The organism is Ferroplasma sp. Type II, assembly GCF_000496155.1.
In genome coordinates, this window is the sequence record NZ_KI542681.1 from 2584 (window position 1) to 19821 (window position 17238).

Consider the following 17238-nt stretch of genomic DNA (forward strand, 5'->3'; position numbering starts at 1 on the left):
TTCCTATTTTTGATAATTTTAAATGTGTTTTATCTAATATTTCAAATCCAGATTGTGTATATGTAAATGATTTGTATACTTTCTTTGATTTAAATCTTGGAAAACCTGCTTTTATTTTTTTACCTTTTTCTTTTTCATTTATTCTTCTAAAGAAATTATCATATGCTTTGTCTAACCTATTTGCAACATCCTGAAGTACCTGTGAATATATATATTTATATTCAGGGAATTCATTTTTTAACTCTGGTAATTGATTCTGCTGGTATGTATAATTAACATTTATATTATAATAAAAATCCTTCTTTAATTCATATGCCATCTTTCTCTGTTCTAACATTGCATTGTATAAATTATGGGATAAATCAAGAATATAATCTATCTTTTTGATTTGCTCTTTATTCGGGTATATTCTGAATTTATAAGCCCTCATGCCTTTTTGCCTCCTGTGAGTCTACATATTTTTTTAAAACATCTTGTATAATGATTTTAACCATAACACCATTATGGGAATGATCAGGGAATACTGTAAAAATCTTGTGGTTTAATCCACCTCAATTAGTATGTATTTACCCTTTTCATATTCAAATATGCGAATAATGTATATTGTGCTTAATGCACCGATAATAGGCAAGACTGCTATGAATATGGAAGGAAAGAACTGATCCGGAGGAATATAATATGATATATATTGGAATAGACATAGCTAAAAGGAAGTTTGACTACTGCATTATAGACAGTGAATTGAATAAAATAAAAACAGGGATAATAATAAACAACTATGATGGATTTAAACAGTTTCTAAGCATAGTAAACAGCTATGACAATATCAGGATGGGAATGGAATCAACTAATATTTACCATGTAAACTTATACAGCTATTTAATTGAAAACAGTTATAATCCCATACTGGGGAATCCCATTGAAACAAAGCTGTTAAAGAGTTCAAGGATAAGAAAGAACAAGACAGACAGAATAGATTCAGAGGCCATAGCAAGATACATTATAATATATAAAAATAATACAATCAGCATGGAGAACCAGTATGACGACCTGAAAGAATATATAAACACATATATAAGGATAAGCAGGAAGATTACAGCGGTAAAGAACCAGTTAATCAGGGATATGGATCTACTGTATCCTGGTCTTTCATCAACTGTCAATATAGATTCCGGATACTTTACAGATACAATAAACAATATTGATGACATTATAAACAATAAATTCAGGATAAAACATATCAGCATGGAGAAGTATGATGAAATAAGGAATATCATCATAAAGGGAAATAACAGTAATAATGCAGTGAAATATGACATAAAAATAAATATTGAGGCAATAGAACTATTGAACAGGCAGTTGAATAATACCAGGAAGATTATAGAGGAAGAATACAATAAAATTGATTCCAGGATAAAGACAATTCCCGGAATGGGAACAATAACAGGTTCAATTATGCTTTCATCCATAGGGGATATAAACAGGTTTGATTCCATTGTAAAGTTGAGGGCATATGCAGGAATGGACCCCATGACAAGGCAATCAGGAGATTACAATATTACATCACATATATCAAAGAGGGGAAATCCATTAATGAGGTATGCATTATATCTATCAACAGTATCAGCAATAAGGTTCAATCCTGTAATCAGAAGATATTACAATTATAAGAAGGACAATGGTATGAGTGGAAATAAGCTTATAGTAGCATGTTCAAACAAGTTATTGAATATAATATACTCCGTAATGAAGAACAATGTGGATTTCAAGGATCCTGAAGAATTAGTAAATTAAACAGCAAATTAAACAGATAATAATCGTGATTTCTGGCATAATTAGCGTAAGCTATGTAATTGATATAGAATAATTACTAAAAGTAAAATTAATATAGTATACTTTCTTTCTGTATTTTACAACCTGAATAAAGTGGTAATACAAAGAGTACACTGAATGCTGACCCTTATCCAGATTATATGGTGACATAGTTGTATAATAACTTAATAGGCTATAAAATTTGCACTTTCATCCCCCCTCTAACGAAAGGGGACTTCCCGTTTATATGTTAAAAATATTTTTATATGAGTTTAGGCTTAATCATTTGTATCATAGTCTAATGTTAACTACCCCTACCTGAGAGAAGGGCCTGTTCTGTAAGGAATAGCGAAATAGTTGATTAGTGAGACTGGAAAGATACATACACAACATGGAAAATCAATCGTTATAAAAGGAGGAGAAAAAAATATGGACATAAGCACTATGAAGGTCAAAATAGTACAATACAGCAATGGATTGAGGTTCACCGCCCAATTCCTACCCACGTTTTTGCCTGGGGTCTCCTTGGAGGGAGTAAGATGAAAGATAAAATGGAATTACTGTGGGACAGCATTGTAAATTACTCAAAGAAAAACGGCTTTTCCATATATTATTCTATGGATGTGGATATAGTTATTAGTTTTGAATGGGACAAGCGTATGGGTGGTGCTGCAAAATTCCTTAAAAATGCCAGGGACAGTGGCATAAAATCTATTGTGCTTTCTATCAAACGTTTTGAGGATGAAGACATGGACTGTTCTACTGTAGACTGCAAGAAATATAAGAATAAAATTGCTGAAATAGATATAATGTATATATACAATGATGTTGGTTATAAATATCATGAGGAAGCTGACTGGTTTTCCGAACTGAATACCTTTAGTATTGATGACCTTCTTGAAGAGAACGATGAAAAGAAAATACTTCCACTTACAAGGGAGGTAAATGAAAAATCGGTGGATTCACTTGTCCAGGATATGATCCAGTACTTTAACTACGATCCTGCAGATAACATAAATGATGATTTAGATGGGCATATGAAAAGCTTCTGGATGTATAAGGGTATAAATTTTGATTTTCCCATCGAACAGGATTTAAAATTAAAAATAGACAAGGTTAACCGTGAAGCTCGTAGGAAAATAGAAAACAACAGAAAATCAGAGGAAAGGCAGAGATTATTGAAATTAATTCCAGCAATTATAAATGAAAATTTGAGCAACAGTGAGGGAATTATAACCAGAGAACAACTTAAAAGTTATCTATCTGAAAAAGGAGTAAAGGTTCAAAATTCCGCAAACATAGACTATATGTATAATAGCCTGTTAAAGGAATTAAGAATACAAAATAAAAAGTATTGATTACCTGCTTTGCATGAGTATAATATGATAATCTTTATTTTTATAATATTTCTTGAATGAATTGAAAATACATCATTAATTCTTTTTATTAATATTATCGAATTCTATTGTTTTTCGTTTCAATTTGTTATGAAATATTATCGACTAATTTTACATTTTAATTAGCCTTTAACAAGAAATTATAATGCAAATATGTTTTATCTTTATATATAAACTTGTATTTTGTATTTATCACGGCTAATTAGTGTCTTGCATAATTAGCAAGAATAAAGACAAAACATATATATTATTCTATATGCTTAACATGATTAGTTAAAAAGGTGAATTAAGATGGTATTGACAGAAGAAAGAAATAAATCCGAAGTCAGGTTGGCAAATGACTTTGAGATAAGTAGGAATGCGCCATTCAAAACTGTGGATGAGTTTTTGAAAAGTATGGGCCATTTAATTACAGATGATATGCTTGTTTTAAGAGTAACAGAAAGCTTATGCCCCCTTTGCGCAGATGAAGAGAAATTCGATCAGATGAGAATTCCGGCTATAGTATATGAGGAAGGCGGAGAAGTTGACCTTATAAAAGAATGCCCAGAGCACGGTATAACAAAGGAAAAATATTGGGAAGACTATGACATGTATGAGGAGGCAAAGAAATTCCAGGACAAGGAAGGTACAAAAATACTGAATCCCAATGTTGCAGTATATGCAGATAAAATTATATGCCCAACACACTGCGGACTTTGTGTAAAGCATAAATCCCATACAGGACTGGGCAATGTGGTTATAACAAACAGATGTGATTTATCCTGCTGGTACTGTTTCTTCTATGCGAAGGAAAACGAGCCAATATATGAACCGTCACTTGACCAGATAAGATTAATGCTCAGGAGAATGAGAAACGAGAAACCTGTCGGCGCAAATGCAGTTCAGATAACAGGTGGAGAGCCAACGTTAAGGGATGATATAATAGATGTTATCAGAATAGCCAGGGAAGAAGGATATGAACATGTCCAAATGAACACAAACAGTGTCAGGGCAGCTTATGACCCAGATTTCGTTAAAAGAGCTAGAGATGCAGGTTCAAATGTAGTTTACACAAGTTTTGATGGACCAACTCCAAGATCTAACCCCAAGAACTTCTGGGAGATACCTATGGCACTGGAACACTACAAACAGGCGCCCATGGGAGTAGTTCTTGTTCCCACAGTTATTGGAGGAATAAATGACCAGTACCTGGGAGACATGATCAAATTCGCAAAATCAAATATGGATGTTGTGAGGGGAGTTAACTTCCAGCCAGTAAGTCTTGTGGGAAGAATGTCAGATCGTGCTAGGGCAAGGCAGAGAATAACAATACCCGGAGCGATAAAGAAGATAGAACAACAGCTTGACGGAGCAATAGGGAGGGAAGATTTCTTCACTGTACCGGCAACAACAGATGTATCTAACTTTGTTTCAGCCCTTAAGGGGCATCCCACATATAAGCTGTCCATACACTTTGCCTGTGGAATGGGAACATACATATTCATTGACAACGACAAGATAATACCTGTAACAAGATTTGTTGATGTCAAGGGAATGTTTGAATACCTATCAGAACTGGGAGACGACATAAAATACGCAAAATGGCAGGCACCGAAGAAAGTGGAATCCGTGACCAAATTATTGCTTCACCTGAAAAAATTTGTTGATTACAGCAAAGCTCCGGAAGGATTCAAATTGAAGGATATGGTATACAACGCTTTCACAGAGGGTGATTACCATGGACTGAAGGCTTTCCATTACAAGTCTCTGTTTATAGGATTCATGCACTTCCAGGATCCATACACATATGATGTTGACCGTGTAGAGAGATGTGATATCCATTATGCAATGCCAGATGGAAGAGTCATACCTTTCTGTGCATTCAATGTTATACCTGAACTTTACAGGGATTCAACCCAGAGAAAGTACTCAATACCTGCAAATGTGTATGAGCAGAAGACCGGATTTGACCTGAAAAGGGACAAATACTTCAGGAAATACACAGTTGAAGAGAAGAAGAGGATCATAAGATTCTATGAAAGGAGCCTTGGCCGAAACCTTACTTCAAAGGAAATCGGGCTTGATCTGGATAAGGATGAAATTCCTATGATATCCTCTGTAAACCCAGACCAATAAATTTTTTTATTAAATAACTAATTTTTTAACCTATTTCACTCACTATTTACAAAACTGTAATTATCATTAATCCACCGAAACATGTAAACACTCTGTAGATTTTAATTATACACTACGATATTCATAAGAAAGATCAGAACAAAATCAGGGATGTAGTGATCAAAAGGCTCAAAAAGTTGGGTAATTAGGAAGCCTAACAACGATGTTCAAGATAATCTATGATTGTATGAAGAATCTTTTCATGACCGGGCATTGAACCTCCTTTCACTGTTCCATCGCTTATTTCTATTCCCTCACCTGGTTCTATAATTATGTGTCCAAAGCTCTTCAATCTCTCAACGTTACTCTGGACAATTTTATTATTCCACATTTTTTCATTCATATTGGGAGCAAAAATGATAGAATTATCGTATGCAATGAATGATGTCGACAAAAGATCGTCACAAACTCCATTAGCTGCTTTTCCTAATGAATTAGCGCTGGCTGGGACAACGATAAAAACATCTGCTTTTTTTGTCAGATCGATGTGTGGTACTTTAACACCGTCAATTGAAAGAAACATATCCCTATAAACTGGTCCATTTGTAATAAGCTCGACTATATATGGGGATAAAAAATTTTGCGACGCTTTTGTCATAATTGTTATTATTTGGCAATTCAATTTACCCATTATTTGGGCTAAATAATTAGGTATATTAACTGAACCTACTGAACCTGTAATCCCCCATAATATTGTAATTTTCCTTTTATCATTCGCCCTTTTCATATTTACTCCTCACGTCGTATTGAATTTTTTTAATTCCTTTGATAGAATATATGACACTGCGGTGATAAAAGCAAATGCTGCCGAAATGTAAAATCCTATCGAAACCCCGAAAAATTTTATGGCGATTCCAACCATAATAACTGTTGTTGCTGAGCCAATACCAGTTATAGTTCTGTGTGCTGATGTCAGATAGAGCAGTTGTTCACCCTCTGCAATCTGATAATGAAGACTTTCAACAAAAGGACCAGCCGATGAGGCAATCACTCCATACGCAAACAGAGAAATAGCCACCAGGAGGTAGGAATCCAGAAATGGTACAATCACCAGAGTGGGTATAATCAGTATACTAAGCACAATATTTTTCTTTCTGATATTGCCATGTTGAAATATTGAGCTGATGGCAGGGCCTACGATACCACCTACTAATGTAACTACGATCAATAGTGTCAGTGCCAGAGGTGACTTTGAAAAGCTTATTAAAACAAGAGCTTCTACGATTAGGTACATAGGTGCTCCAATAGAATTCTCAAATAATGCAGTCGTCAAAAGGTACTGCTTTATTGTCTTATCTGCAAGTGCTTTTGAGATGCTTTCTCGGAATCCCTTATTCTCTTGTGCTGGGATATTATCATTCTTTGGTTTGAGCATTGTGGTAAGGATTGTTGAAATTAACATTGCAACGAAGAATATCATGACACCATAATAAAAAGAAAAATATGTTATCATTCCAGCAATAGCTGATCCCATTATTGAACTTGCAGAGTGGACTATGTATCGCAGAGAGAATGCCCTGTGGTACTGTTCTTTTTTTACAAATTCACTCAGCCACATAGAATGAATAGGGCTGACAATAAGGGCTCCCGTAGTAAGAATAATAGAACTTGCAAAAATACTTATGATCACAAAAGAATGTATTCCTGTAAATAGGACACCTAATACAAGCAGGACACTAACTGCTCTAAATGTTTCATACTTAATTACAAGGCGCTTTTTGTTCTTAATTCTGGAAGTATAAAAAGAAATGGGTAGATATAACAGTCCCAATCCATAACCAATTCCTCCGTATAACCCACCTAAAATTGAACTATTTGAATATATAAGAATGATCCATAGGAACAGTAATGATGCTATTGATTCACCAATATGCGATGCAAAAGCGCTAGAAGTTTGCAGTCTGAAATTTCTCGATAATCTCCCAATATTATCTTTATTTTCTGTAGTCAAAAATTATTCACCTAGAATGTAGAGGACAGGCGAGTTGTTCCGGATTCCTTGAAAATTGACCTCTAACCCAGTATTCCAGTTTTTTCTTATCTAACTGCACCTTTCCATCTGCAGATAGAAATCCAATGGTATTTCTATCGTCGTAAAGAGCAACTGTACATTTTCCAATCTCACCACTGGAACGTATAACATATGAACTAAACATAGAAGCATAACAAACATAATTTTTGTCATCCAATGGACTTACGGTCATGAACCCCAAAGATTTACTTTTTTCAATAATTCTTTGATAAGAGGATCGTATTTCTCTTTCTACATTTATAACCGGGATTTTACTATCGTTTTTTCCACCCAGTTTCTGCAATTGTTCAACCAGGATGTTAAAGCGGTTATCGTTTCCGACATCTTTATGAAGTCTTTCCAGGAAAGATTCCACACTTTCAAGGTTGTTTCTATTTAGATGCAACCTCACAATAATTTTGTTATCTATAGATGTTTCATGAAAATTTAACAGATTATTATATATAATATCAAAACTTCCAGAACCATGTTTTATAACCCTCAATGTATCATGAATGAGAGAATCACCATCAAAACTAACTTGGAATTTAGTTACTTTTAGTTTATTTAACTCTTTGTGTTTGTTTTCCGTCAGCAAAGAGCCGTTTGTTGTCATTTCCGATGACACTGTGAAATTGTATTTTTCCGAGAGTGAAATAGAATATTTCATAATATCCCTTACAATGTCAAAAGCAAGAAGGGGTTCGCCTCCAAACCAGTTAAGATAAAGAAACTCTAAATCACTCGATCTATTCTTAATAAGGTTTTTTATCCCTCTTACAACATCAGGATTCATTTTTCCAATTTTAAAATTCTCATAACAATATTTGCATCTAAAATTGCATTCCTCAGTTGGCAAAATAATAAGTTTTAAAGATTTGTTTGAAACCAATTAAACACCCTTAGCAAACAAAGTTCACAACCGGGCAGTGGGCGTTGACGTCGTCAAAAAATTCACCAATTTCCTCATCTACTCCAAAGGTCCTGCCATATTCGTCTAATTCCATTTTTCACCTCAAATTATTAATGAGATCATTATATATTAAATTTCGGTCATTCGACTTTTATGTGGATTAAATTCACGGATCTTCACAAACAATTTCTATTTCCCGGGATATTCAAGGCAATGACTCTATATCCTGATAACCCTGCAACGTGATTCCAGTAATATCTAGATTTTTTGGATTTCATCTCCATAGAACAACCCACACGAATGTAGGAAGAGCCAAAATTTCATAGTAACTGTCGAATTCACTGGCCAGAAAGTATTGTATATTTATATCCTAAGGCAACATCATCTACTATGTTATATGACATTCTTGATCACACGGCCGACCTCAGGGTAAAAGTCTATGGTAATACTTATGAGTCAATTTTTGAAAATTCTGTTACGGCCCTTTCAGATTTGATCATTGATCAGAATGCCATGGGCAATAACATTATCAGAACAGTAAAAATAGAAAAGGAAACATTAGATGACATTTTCATAGAGCTACTTAACGATATACTATTTTACATGGAAACTGAAAACATACTATTTCACAGGGCACGGGTAACATTGTCCAGTAAAAGACTTACTGCAACACTATATGGATCCGAAATCCCAGAAAATCCCGAGTATAGACATTTGATAAAGGCGGTTACATATTACAATCTTGAAATCCACCCAGAGGATGGTTTCGCTATTTTTGTAATGGATGTCTGATTATTCAATCTCTATACGGGGTCTTCCTGGCCAGGGATTTTTCTTTAATATCTGGTTACTCTTAACCAGTATTATTTCCATGTTCAGCAATGATTCAATATATTTTTTGTTGCGATTCAGTATACTGTATTCATCCAGGGGTTCTGTATCAATCTTATTTTTATTTTTCATATAATCAGGTATCATAGATTTATATTCTTGTTCCAGGCTGTTCTCCACGTACCCTTTTATGAATTTCTCCTGTTTTGTTCCATAAACTGTGATAATAGCCTTTTTAGGTTCAATATGTATAATTTTTAGTATTTCTCTTATATCAGATATAACCCTGTTAAGGTAATTTTCGGATTTTAGAACTTCATTATCAATTTTGCTGTCAATGTTTGTATCTATAGTCTGGGTACTCACAAAGGTATTATCATCAATATGGCGGTGCCAGTACTCCTCGCAAGAAAATGGCATAATAGGAGAAAGTGCCTTTAACCAGTCTGCAAGAATGGGACTAATGGCCTTGTTTATGTCTCCACCATGATTTTCAACGTTCTTCAGGTCATTCATCACATTATAGAAAATTGCTATGTATGCATCTCTGATGTTCATGGATTCCATATTTCCTATGTAAGTTTTCAGGTTTTTATAGAAAGCAGACGTGAACCAGGTATATATGTACCCTTCACCGCCCCCGGGGTCTGTGAAACCATCCAGAAGCCCTATAAAGTAAGAGTACCTTTTTATTACTGAGGAAAGGTCTTTTTCATTCCAGTCAAGGAGTGATGAAATATCCGCCCCCACAGTCATAAAGAGCCTGTATATGTCTGCTGAGTACCTATTTGTAATCTCCAGAAGTGAAATAACGTTACCCTTGCTCTTGGAAATCTTTGCTCCATTGGAGATGACGAGACCTGAAATCATAAGTCCTCCAGGAAGCTTTTCTCCCCTAAATATGGCTGCATGATTCATAATGAAGAATGCTAAATGATTTGATATATGTGGTGGAGCTGTAATTCTTAAGTCATTGCCATACCAGTAATCAAATTCCCTCTTTGCTGAGATAGCATTGTCCATTACGTAATTCTCATACTTTCCACGAATTTCCTTGCCAAGAAGGACATAATCTAGTATATCATCAGGGATCCTGTTTAGCCTGTTGTATATATTTTCAAGTTCTTTTTTATTCGTATAGGCAAGCATGTATATTGTAGAATCTGAAAGTGATTCTATAACCCAGCTTTCATCGAATGGCATTCTGGTGCCTATACCTCTCCTTCTGGCGCATGGACGCTCCTTGAGCCAGTCGATGGCATCCATCATTAGTTTTCTATAGAGTTCTGGGTAAAACCGCATGGAATTTATAAGGTCATGGGCCTTTTCCTTAAGCCATTTTGGGGAATAATCAATAAACCACTGATCTTTTAATACTGCCACTATGACCCTCGATCCTGATCTGGTTACTGCCTTTCTGTTAGTTTCATAAAATATAACTGCCATATTATTTTTCATCAGGTCGCTTTTTATGGTATCTCTGGCACCTGCTACAGTCATTCCACTGTATGGACCTGAATTTATAAGAGTTCCATTGTAAAATTCTTCCTTATATAGCTCCTGTGTGGCATCCTTTAGGTGGCTTTCATTATTTTCCAGTCCGTATTTTCCAACAAGCTGTTCTACAGTAATCCTACTTTTTACCTCTACAACCCTCTTTATGCTACTTTTTATATTGTTTTTCCTATAATAGAGATAATCAAATATAGAATGTCCGGGCACAGAGTAAACAATTCCTGTTCCATTATCCGGATCTACAAAGTCAGCCTTTATTACACTGACCATATCATTCTGTATTGGTACCCTGAATTTTTGGACTATTATTTCATCTGGAGTTACTGAACTGACATACTGCACATCTTCATGCTGGAGGGCGAATTTAGTATAGCCATCCTTTGACATTACTATGTCCATATTATTATAACGTACTATTGCGTATTGTGCGGAAGGGTTTACCCAGATATTTGTGACACCGAAAAGAGTCTCAGGCCTCAGGGAGGCCGCCATGAGATAGTATTTATCTCCCCTAAACAGGACACCTGTAAATTCCTCAATGCTTACCTTATCTGTATCTCCGTCCTTTATATCATCCTCCCCAACAGCATTTTCATCATTGATGCTATAGAGTATTGGATATTTTCCCTTCTTTATCAGCCCCTTTGATTCCAGTTGCCTGAACTGCCATTTTACTATCTCCTGATAGAACGGATCAGCAGAAGTGAATTTTCTTGTCCAGTCAATTGAATAACCCAGATCCATAAAATCTTTTATTATAACCTTTGAGAAATATTCTGCAATATTTTGAGGTTCCTTGAATGATTCAAGTATCCTGTCGATGTTTTCTGGTTTTTCATACTCCATCAGATAATTCCTGTAAAGTTTTATTGTGTCTTTGTCACCGATTCTGAGTCTTTCTGAAAAAGCCAGTATAGGTGTTCCGCTTTCATGAAATCCCATTGGGAAAAGCACATTGAAGCCTGTTAGCCTTTTGTACCTTGCTATTATATCTCCAAGTGTGTATGTCCTGCCATGGCCTACATGTAATGACCCATTGGTGTATGGCCATGGAACTGTAACAAAAAACTTTGGCTTAGAATTTTCAGCAACAGGTTCAAATATGTGGCTTTTTTCCCACCTGTCTCTCCATTTTATATCTATATCATGATCCATTTACACCACTAATACAGCAGCTGCTATTACAGTTGCCCACTCATTAGGTTTCAGCACAACAGTAGTAGCTGCAATATTTTTTGTTGTCAGTATCTTATCATCCAGGACATACTCATTTTTCTTTTCATCCCATTTTAAATGGTCATCAAGTCCCATAGTGCTGGCAAGCATTTCTGCAGCAAGTTTTTCAGCAAAATATCCGGAGTCGTTTTCAGTCTGCCCGAATGTATGATGTTCGCTCAGGTATCCCCATTTGCTCCTGTCCGAAGGCACGGCAACGCCTATGGCAGACGAAATCATTCTGTTAAGTTCATTGGAAGAATTCCTTGCAAGAACAGTAAATAATATCTGTCCATATGACAGCAGCTTTATACCCTCTGTTTTTTCAATTATCTCTGCATATGGGGGTACGATTGAGCTTACACTCACAAGGTTGTAGGCAGCAATATCTGCATCTCTCAATGCATTTTCGAATGATTGGAGCTGTGTTTCTCCTCGGCCTATTCCCCTTGTAAAAAAAATCTGTTTTGGAAGCAACATACAGGTGTATTATTAATTATTTAAAATATTTATTGAATACAGTTGCCATATTTATAATGTACACGCAAACTAAAATGTTTTAAATAACATTCTGCTATTTATATAGAACAATGTCCATTCAGAAGGAAAATGTTTTTGATATGCTTGACCCGGCACTTAAGGGAAGTGTGGCAAGAAACGGTATTATAAATCCCACAGAGGCGCAGAAACTGGCAATTCCTGAGATACTGGCAGGCAGAAACACACTTTTAATATCACCCACAGGTTCAGGCAAGACTGAAGCGGCTTTGTTGCCACTGCTGAATAAGATCTATAAGGACAACCCCCATCAATAGCACTTCTTTATGTAACTCCATTGAGGGCATTGAACCGGGACATGCTGTCACGTATATTCGACTACTGCAAAACCCTTGATATACGGGTACAGGTACGGCATAGCGATATATCACAGGCACAGAAAAATGAAATATCACGGAATCCCGCACAGATACTTATCACCACGCCTGAGTCATTGCAGCTGCTCATGATGGGAAAACGCCTTCGTGAACACATAAAGAATATAAAATATGTCATAGTCGATGAAGTCCATGAAATGGCACAGAATGAGCGGGGATCGCAGTTCGCCATTGCCATGGAGAGATTGAAAGTACTTGCCGGCAATTTTCAGGTTATCGGACTTTCGGCAACTGCAAGAAATGAGGACGAGCTCGCCCTCTTCATTTCACCCTCGATTGAATGCAGAATTTTAAAACCTGTAATAGACAAAAAAATGGATATACAGGTTATGTTGCCTCCAGTGAGTGATGAAGAAACAGCGGAAATAATGGCCTGTGATAACCAGTATGCCGGTTCCATAATGAAAATACATTCCATAGTGGAGGAGAATAAGGGAACCATAGTATTTGTTAACAGAAGATATGTTGCCGAGGATATATCATTTCGCCTGAGACTCTGGCTGAAAAACCCGGATATAGAGGTACACCACGGTTCATTGTCAAAGGAAACAAGAGAAACCGCTGAAATGGATTTCAAGGAAAACAGGGTAAAGGCCCTTATATGCACGTCATCCCTCGAATTGGGCATAGATGTGGGATCTGCCGATATGGTTGTACAGTTCAATTCACCCCGGCAGATAAACAAAATGATCCAGAGGATAGGAAGAGCCGGGCATTCATTAGAGAAACTTTCAAGGGGCATAGTAATATGCAACGACGTAATAGAACTGGAGGAAGCAAAGGCAATAGTTGGAAATATAAAATCCGGGGAACTGGAAAATGTTATGATACGGAAAAATTCCCTGTCAACGGTTGCAAACCAGGTTATGCTTGAATTGAATTATTCCAGGAAAGTGGATTATAATTACCTGTACCGGATAATCACTGGTGCTTACCCATTTAAAACACTGCAGTTTGATGATTATTATTCTGTATTGGAACTTCTTTCCAGAACAAAGAAAATAATTATAGATGGAAATTTTATCATAAAGCGTTATCCCATTCTTAAATACTTCATAGAGAATATATCAATGATAGCTGGTGAAAAAAATTATAGGGTAATCGATGTAATCAACAAGAAATTTATAGGGACTCTGGATGAAAAGTATGTTATAAACGAGATATCTCCAGGTTCTTATTTTGTTATAAAGGGTACAACATGGAGAACAATAAGAATAGATGATGATAAAATATATGTAGAACCATTCAGCACGGCGGCTATTGCACCCCACTGGACAGGAGAAGAAATACCAGTACTCTATGAAGCTGCTTCAAGGGTCTCTCGGGACCGGGAGAATAAGGCAATTCCAGAATTCCTCAATGATAGGGGCAAAAAAGCTCTGGAGGAATGGTATAAAAATGACATGGCAACCCTAAATAAAATTATAATTGAAGCACATAACGCTGAGATTATAATCCAGATTCTTCTCGGGAGTCTTGGAAATTTTACACTGGCACAGATATTATCTGGGCTTTTGACATCCATCACCGGGGAAAGTGTAGAGATGGACTATTCACCATACCATATATACATGAGAGTTTCCAGAAACATACTGGCTGAGGATGTAAAGAACCTTATCTTGAATATAGACATAAATAACCTGGATGGCTACGTTAAATCTTCTGCAAGAAGATCCAGGTTTTTCAATAATGTTTTTCTTTATGAGGCAAGAAAATTTGGCATCATCACAAATGAAGCGGACATAACCAGGATAAGGTTTGAGAAAATTGTTGATTCATACTATGATACTGTTGTATATGAGGATTCCATTAGAAAACTCATATTTGATTATATGGATATAAATGTGCTCAGGGAATATCTTACAAACATAAATGACTCAAATTTTATACTTAAAAATAAAATATCCGACTCTTCCAACATATTTTTATCCCATTATTCAGAGAGGATGATGCCGCTTAAGCCTACCAAAACCATACTTGAATCAATACGGAAGCGCCTTATGAATGAGGAAGTAATACTTTACTGCACATCATGTGGAAACAAAAGAACACGAAAAATCAAGGATATTGATGAAATAAAATGTCCCATTTGCCATTCCAGGCTAGTAGCCTCTATTTCAAAATTCGATGAAGAATCATTTTCAAAGAAAATAGATGAAAAAGCCAGAAAAAGGCTAATAAAAAATGCACATCTGGTAAGAGAGCATGGAATTACGGCAATTATGGTTATGGCTGCCCGGGGGGTTGGTCCTGAGATTGCATCCAGAATACTGGAGGTGTCATATCTTAATGAAGATGACCTTATAAGACGACTTCTGAATGCTGAAACTGATTTCGCAAAAAATCGCCAGTACTGGTAGATATTTAATATATTCAATGATATATATTTATATTGTATAATATAATTTAAGCTAATATAGTAAACTATATATAGAAGTTTATTTTTACTTACTTGATAATCATGATTGGTGGTCAACCCATATTTATCCTTAAAGAAGGAACAAAAAGAGAAAGCGGAAAAGATGCAATGTTCGAGAATATAGATGCTGCAAAGGCAATAGCCACATCCATTAGATCCACATTAGGTCCAAGGGGAATGGATAAGATGCTTGTGGACTCACTAGGTGACATAGTAATCACCAATGATGGGGTTACTATATTGAAAGAGATGGATGTGGAACACCCAGCTGCGAAAATGATGGTGGAAGTTTCAAAAACACAGGACAGCTATGTGGGAGACGGAACAACAACAGCAGTTATAATAGCAGGAGCATTGCTTGACCAGGCAGAAGGTCTGGTGAAACAGAATGTACACCCCACGGTAATCACGGAGGGTTACAAAACTGCTGCTGCACAGGCAAGCAGGGTTCTCGATGAGATATCTAAGCCAGTTTCCATTAAGGACAAGGAAATTCTAATAAAGATGGCAAAAACATCACTTAACAGTAAAAGTGCATCTGTACATAAAGACCTTCTTGGTGAAATATCATACAATGCCATAAAAAACATAGCTGAAGAAAGGGATGGGAAATACCTTGTTGATTTTGACAACCTTCAGGTAGTCAAGAAGAACAGTGGAGAAATTGACCAGACGGAATTAATAGATGGAATAATACTGGATAAGGAAAAGGTTCATCCGAACATGCCAAAGATTGTCAGGAACGCAAGGATAGCATTGCTCGACCTCGCACTTGAAATTAAGAAGCCTGAATTTGACACAAACCTGCAGATAAGTGATCCCTCAATGATACAGAAATTTCTGGGCCAGGAAGAAGATGTGCTGAAGGAAATGGTTGACAAAATAAAGGCAACGGGCGCAAATGTGGTAATTACACAGAAGGGAATAGATGACATGGCACAGCACTACCTTTCCAAGGCTGGCATATACGCTGTAAGAAGAGTAAAGAAAAGCGATATGGACAAACTGGCCAAGGCAACTGGTGCAACAATAGTCTCATCCCTTGAAGAGATTATAGAATCCGATCTTGGAAGTGCCGCAGCCGTGGAGGAAAGAAAGATCAGCGATGATTATATGACATTCGTTACCGGAAGCAAGAACCCCAAGGCAATAAGCCTTTTGATCAGGGCTGGCACAGAGCACGTTGCAGATGAGATAGAAAGATCACTTACTGACTCACTGCATGTTGTTGCAGCCGCTGTGGAAGACGGAGCATATGTAACTGGTGGCGGGTCTGCCGCAGAGGAGATGGCATTTAATCTCAGGAACTATGCAACAAAGGTCGGTGGAAGACAGCAGCTTGCAATAGAAAAGTTTGCCGATGCCCTTGAAGAAATCCCCGGGCCCTATCTGAAAATGCCGGACTTGATCCCATAGACATACTCATAAGAATAAGAAGCGAACATGCAAATGGCCATAAAACATACGGAATAAATGTATTTTCCGGAAATGTAGAGGACATGGAAAAGACCGGTGTAATAGAACCAATTAGAATAGGAAAACAGGCAATAGAGGCAGCTACAGAAGCAGCCGTAATGATACTGAGGATAGATGATGTAATAGCAACAAGGTCATCTAAGGGTGGTTCTCCAGGTGGAATGGGCGGTATGCCTCCAGGTGGAGATTACTAATTTTTTTATTTTTCAAAATATTTATTACTGTTGTCATAATTCCATTTTTATGATCCATGTTGGTTTGTATTATAAGGTTAAAGAAGGGCATAATGATGATTTTGTGAAAACTTTTAACAATGTTCTGCAACTCCTTAAGAGCAAACCTGAAACAGGATTCCTGGATGGCAAATTATATCAGGACGTTGACTGCCCCAGAGAATACATGGTTTACACAGAATGGAAGGACCGTGACTCATTCAAGAATTTTATTGAAATGAAAGCATTCAAGGACACTACCGCCTATGGAAAAACAATCCTTGAGGGTACTCCAAGAAACAGGGTTTTTGGTGAATCCAATGAGCAAACTTATTAAATCATTTC

The 17238-nt window shown here is 36.4% G+C and carries 13 protein-coding genes and 1 pseudogene; 8 read left to right on the forward strand and 6 right to left on the reverse strand.

Features of this window, described 5'->3' with window-relative positions; all coding sequences use genetic code 11:
* Positions 1-430 (reverse strand): helix-turn-helix domain-containing protein (locus AMDU4_RS00030; RefSeq protein ID WP_290703728.1); only part of this gene is annotated, 430 nt, incomplete at its 3' end.
* Between the two features lie 248 nt (positions 431-678).
* On the opposite strand from AMDU4_RS00030, the gene AMDU4_RS00035 reads away from it, so the two are divergent.
* From AMDU4_RS00035 to tes, 3 genes are all read left to right on the forward strand, one after another.
* Positions 679-1794: an IS110 family transposase gene (locus AMDU4_RS00035; protein WP_021785949.1), complete on the forward strand. Its 1116-nt coding sequence runs from the start codon at positions 679-681 to the stop codon at positions 1792-1794.
* A gap of 557 nt (positions 1795-2351) precedes the next feature.
* On the forward strand, positions 2352-3170 hold the full coding sequence (locus AMDU4_RS00040; RefSeq protein ID WP_021785950.1) for a hypothetical protein: 819 nt from the start codon (positions 2352-2354) through the stop codon (positions 3168-3170).
* 330 nt (positions 3171-3500) lie between these two features.
* Entirely contained in the window at positions 3501-5327 is a 1827-nt protein-coding gene (gene tes, locus AMDU4_RS00045) for a tetraether lipid synthase Tes (protein ID WP_021785951.1), read from the forward strand.
* Between the two features lie 193 nt (positions 5328-5520).
* Here the strand turns inward: tes and AMDU4_RS00050 are convergent, their stop codons facing one another.
* The 3 genes from AMDU4_RS00050 to AMDU4_RS00060 are packed head-to-tail and all read right to left on the reverse strand — an operon-like array spanning position 5521 to position 8269.
* Complete coding sequence (locus AMDU4_RS00050) at positions 5521-6093, reverse strand: flavoprotein (protein ID WP_021785952.1); 573 nt, start codon at positions 6091-6093, stop codon at positions 5521-5523.
* 9 nt (positions 6094-6102) lie between these two features.
* The gene (locus AMDU4_RS00055) at positions 6103-7317 is read right to left on the reverse strand and encodes an MFS transporter (RefSeq protein WP_021785953.1); all 1215 of its coding nucleotides are present in this window, start codon (positions 7315-7317) and stop codon (positions 6103-6105) included.
* Positions 7318-7324: 7 nt separating this feature from the next.
* Positions 7325-8269 (reverse strand): radical SAM protein, encoded by a 945-nt coding sequence (locus tag AMDU4_RS00060; protein WP_290703731.1) that lies wholly within the window; start codon positions 8267-8269, stop codon positions 7325-7327.
* Positions 8270-8680: 411 nt separating this feature from the next.
* On the opposite strand from AMDU4_RS00060, the gene AMDU4_RS00065 reads away from it, so the two are divergent.
* The gene (locus AMDU4_RS00065) at positions 8681-9082 is read left to right on the forward strand and encodes an archease (RefSeq protein ID WP_021785956.1); all 402 of its coding nucleotides are present in this window, start codon (positions 8681-8683) and stop codon (positions 9080-9082) included.
* On the opposite strand, the gene leuS is transcribed toward AMDU4_RS00065, so the two are convergent.
* The gene (gene leuS / locus AMDU4_RS00070; protein WP_021785957.1) at positions 9083-11791 is read right to left on the reverse strand and encodes a leucine--tRNA ligase; all 2709 of its coding nucleotides are present in this window, start codon (positions 11789-11791) and stop codon (positions 9083-9085) included.
* Entirely contained in the window at positions 11792-12331 is a 540-nt protein-coding gene (locus AMDU4_RS00075) for a pyruvoyl-dependent arginine decarboxylase (protein WP_021785958.1), read from the reverse strand.
* Between the two features lie 110 nt (positions 12332-12441).
* On the opposite strand from AMDU4_RS00075, the gene AMDU4_RS00080 reads away from it, so the two are divergent.
* The 4 genes and pseudogenes from AMDU4_RS00080 (at position 12442) to AMDU4_RS00095 (ending at position 17230) form a co-directional block, all read left to right on the forward strand.
* Positions 12442-12666: a DEAD/DEAH box helicase gene (locus AMDU4_RS00080; RefSeq protein ID WP_021785959.1), complete on the forward strand. Its 225-nt coding sequence runs from the start codon at positions 12442-12444 to the stop codon at positions 12664-12666.
* A 41-nt stretch (positions 12667-12707) separates the two neighbouring features.
* Entirely contained in the window at positions 12708-15146 is a 2439-nt protein-coding gene (locus AMDU4_RS00085) for a helicase-related protein (RefSeq protein ID WP_290703734.1), read from the forward strand.
* A 101-nt stretch (positions 15147-15247) separates the two neighbouring features.
* Positions 15248-16875 (forward strand): annotated as a pseudogene (thsB, locus tag AMDU4_RS00090) (thermosome subunit beta).
* Positions 16876-16924: 49 nt separating this feature from the next.
* On the forward strand, positions 16925-17230 hold the full coding sequence (locus AMDU4_RS00095; RefSeq protein ID WP_021785963.1) for an antibiotic biosynthesis monooxygenase: 306 nt from the start codon (positions 16925-16927) through the stop codon (positions 17228-17230).
* Positions 17231-17238: the final 8 nt, after the last annotated feature.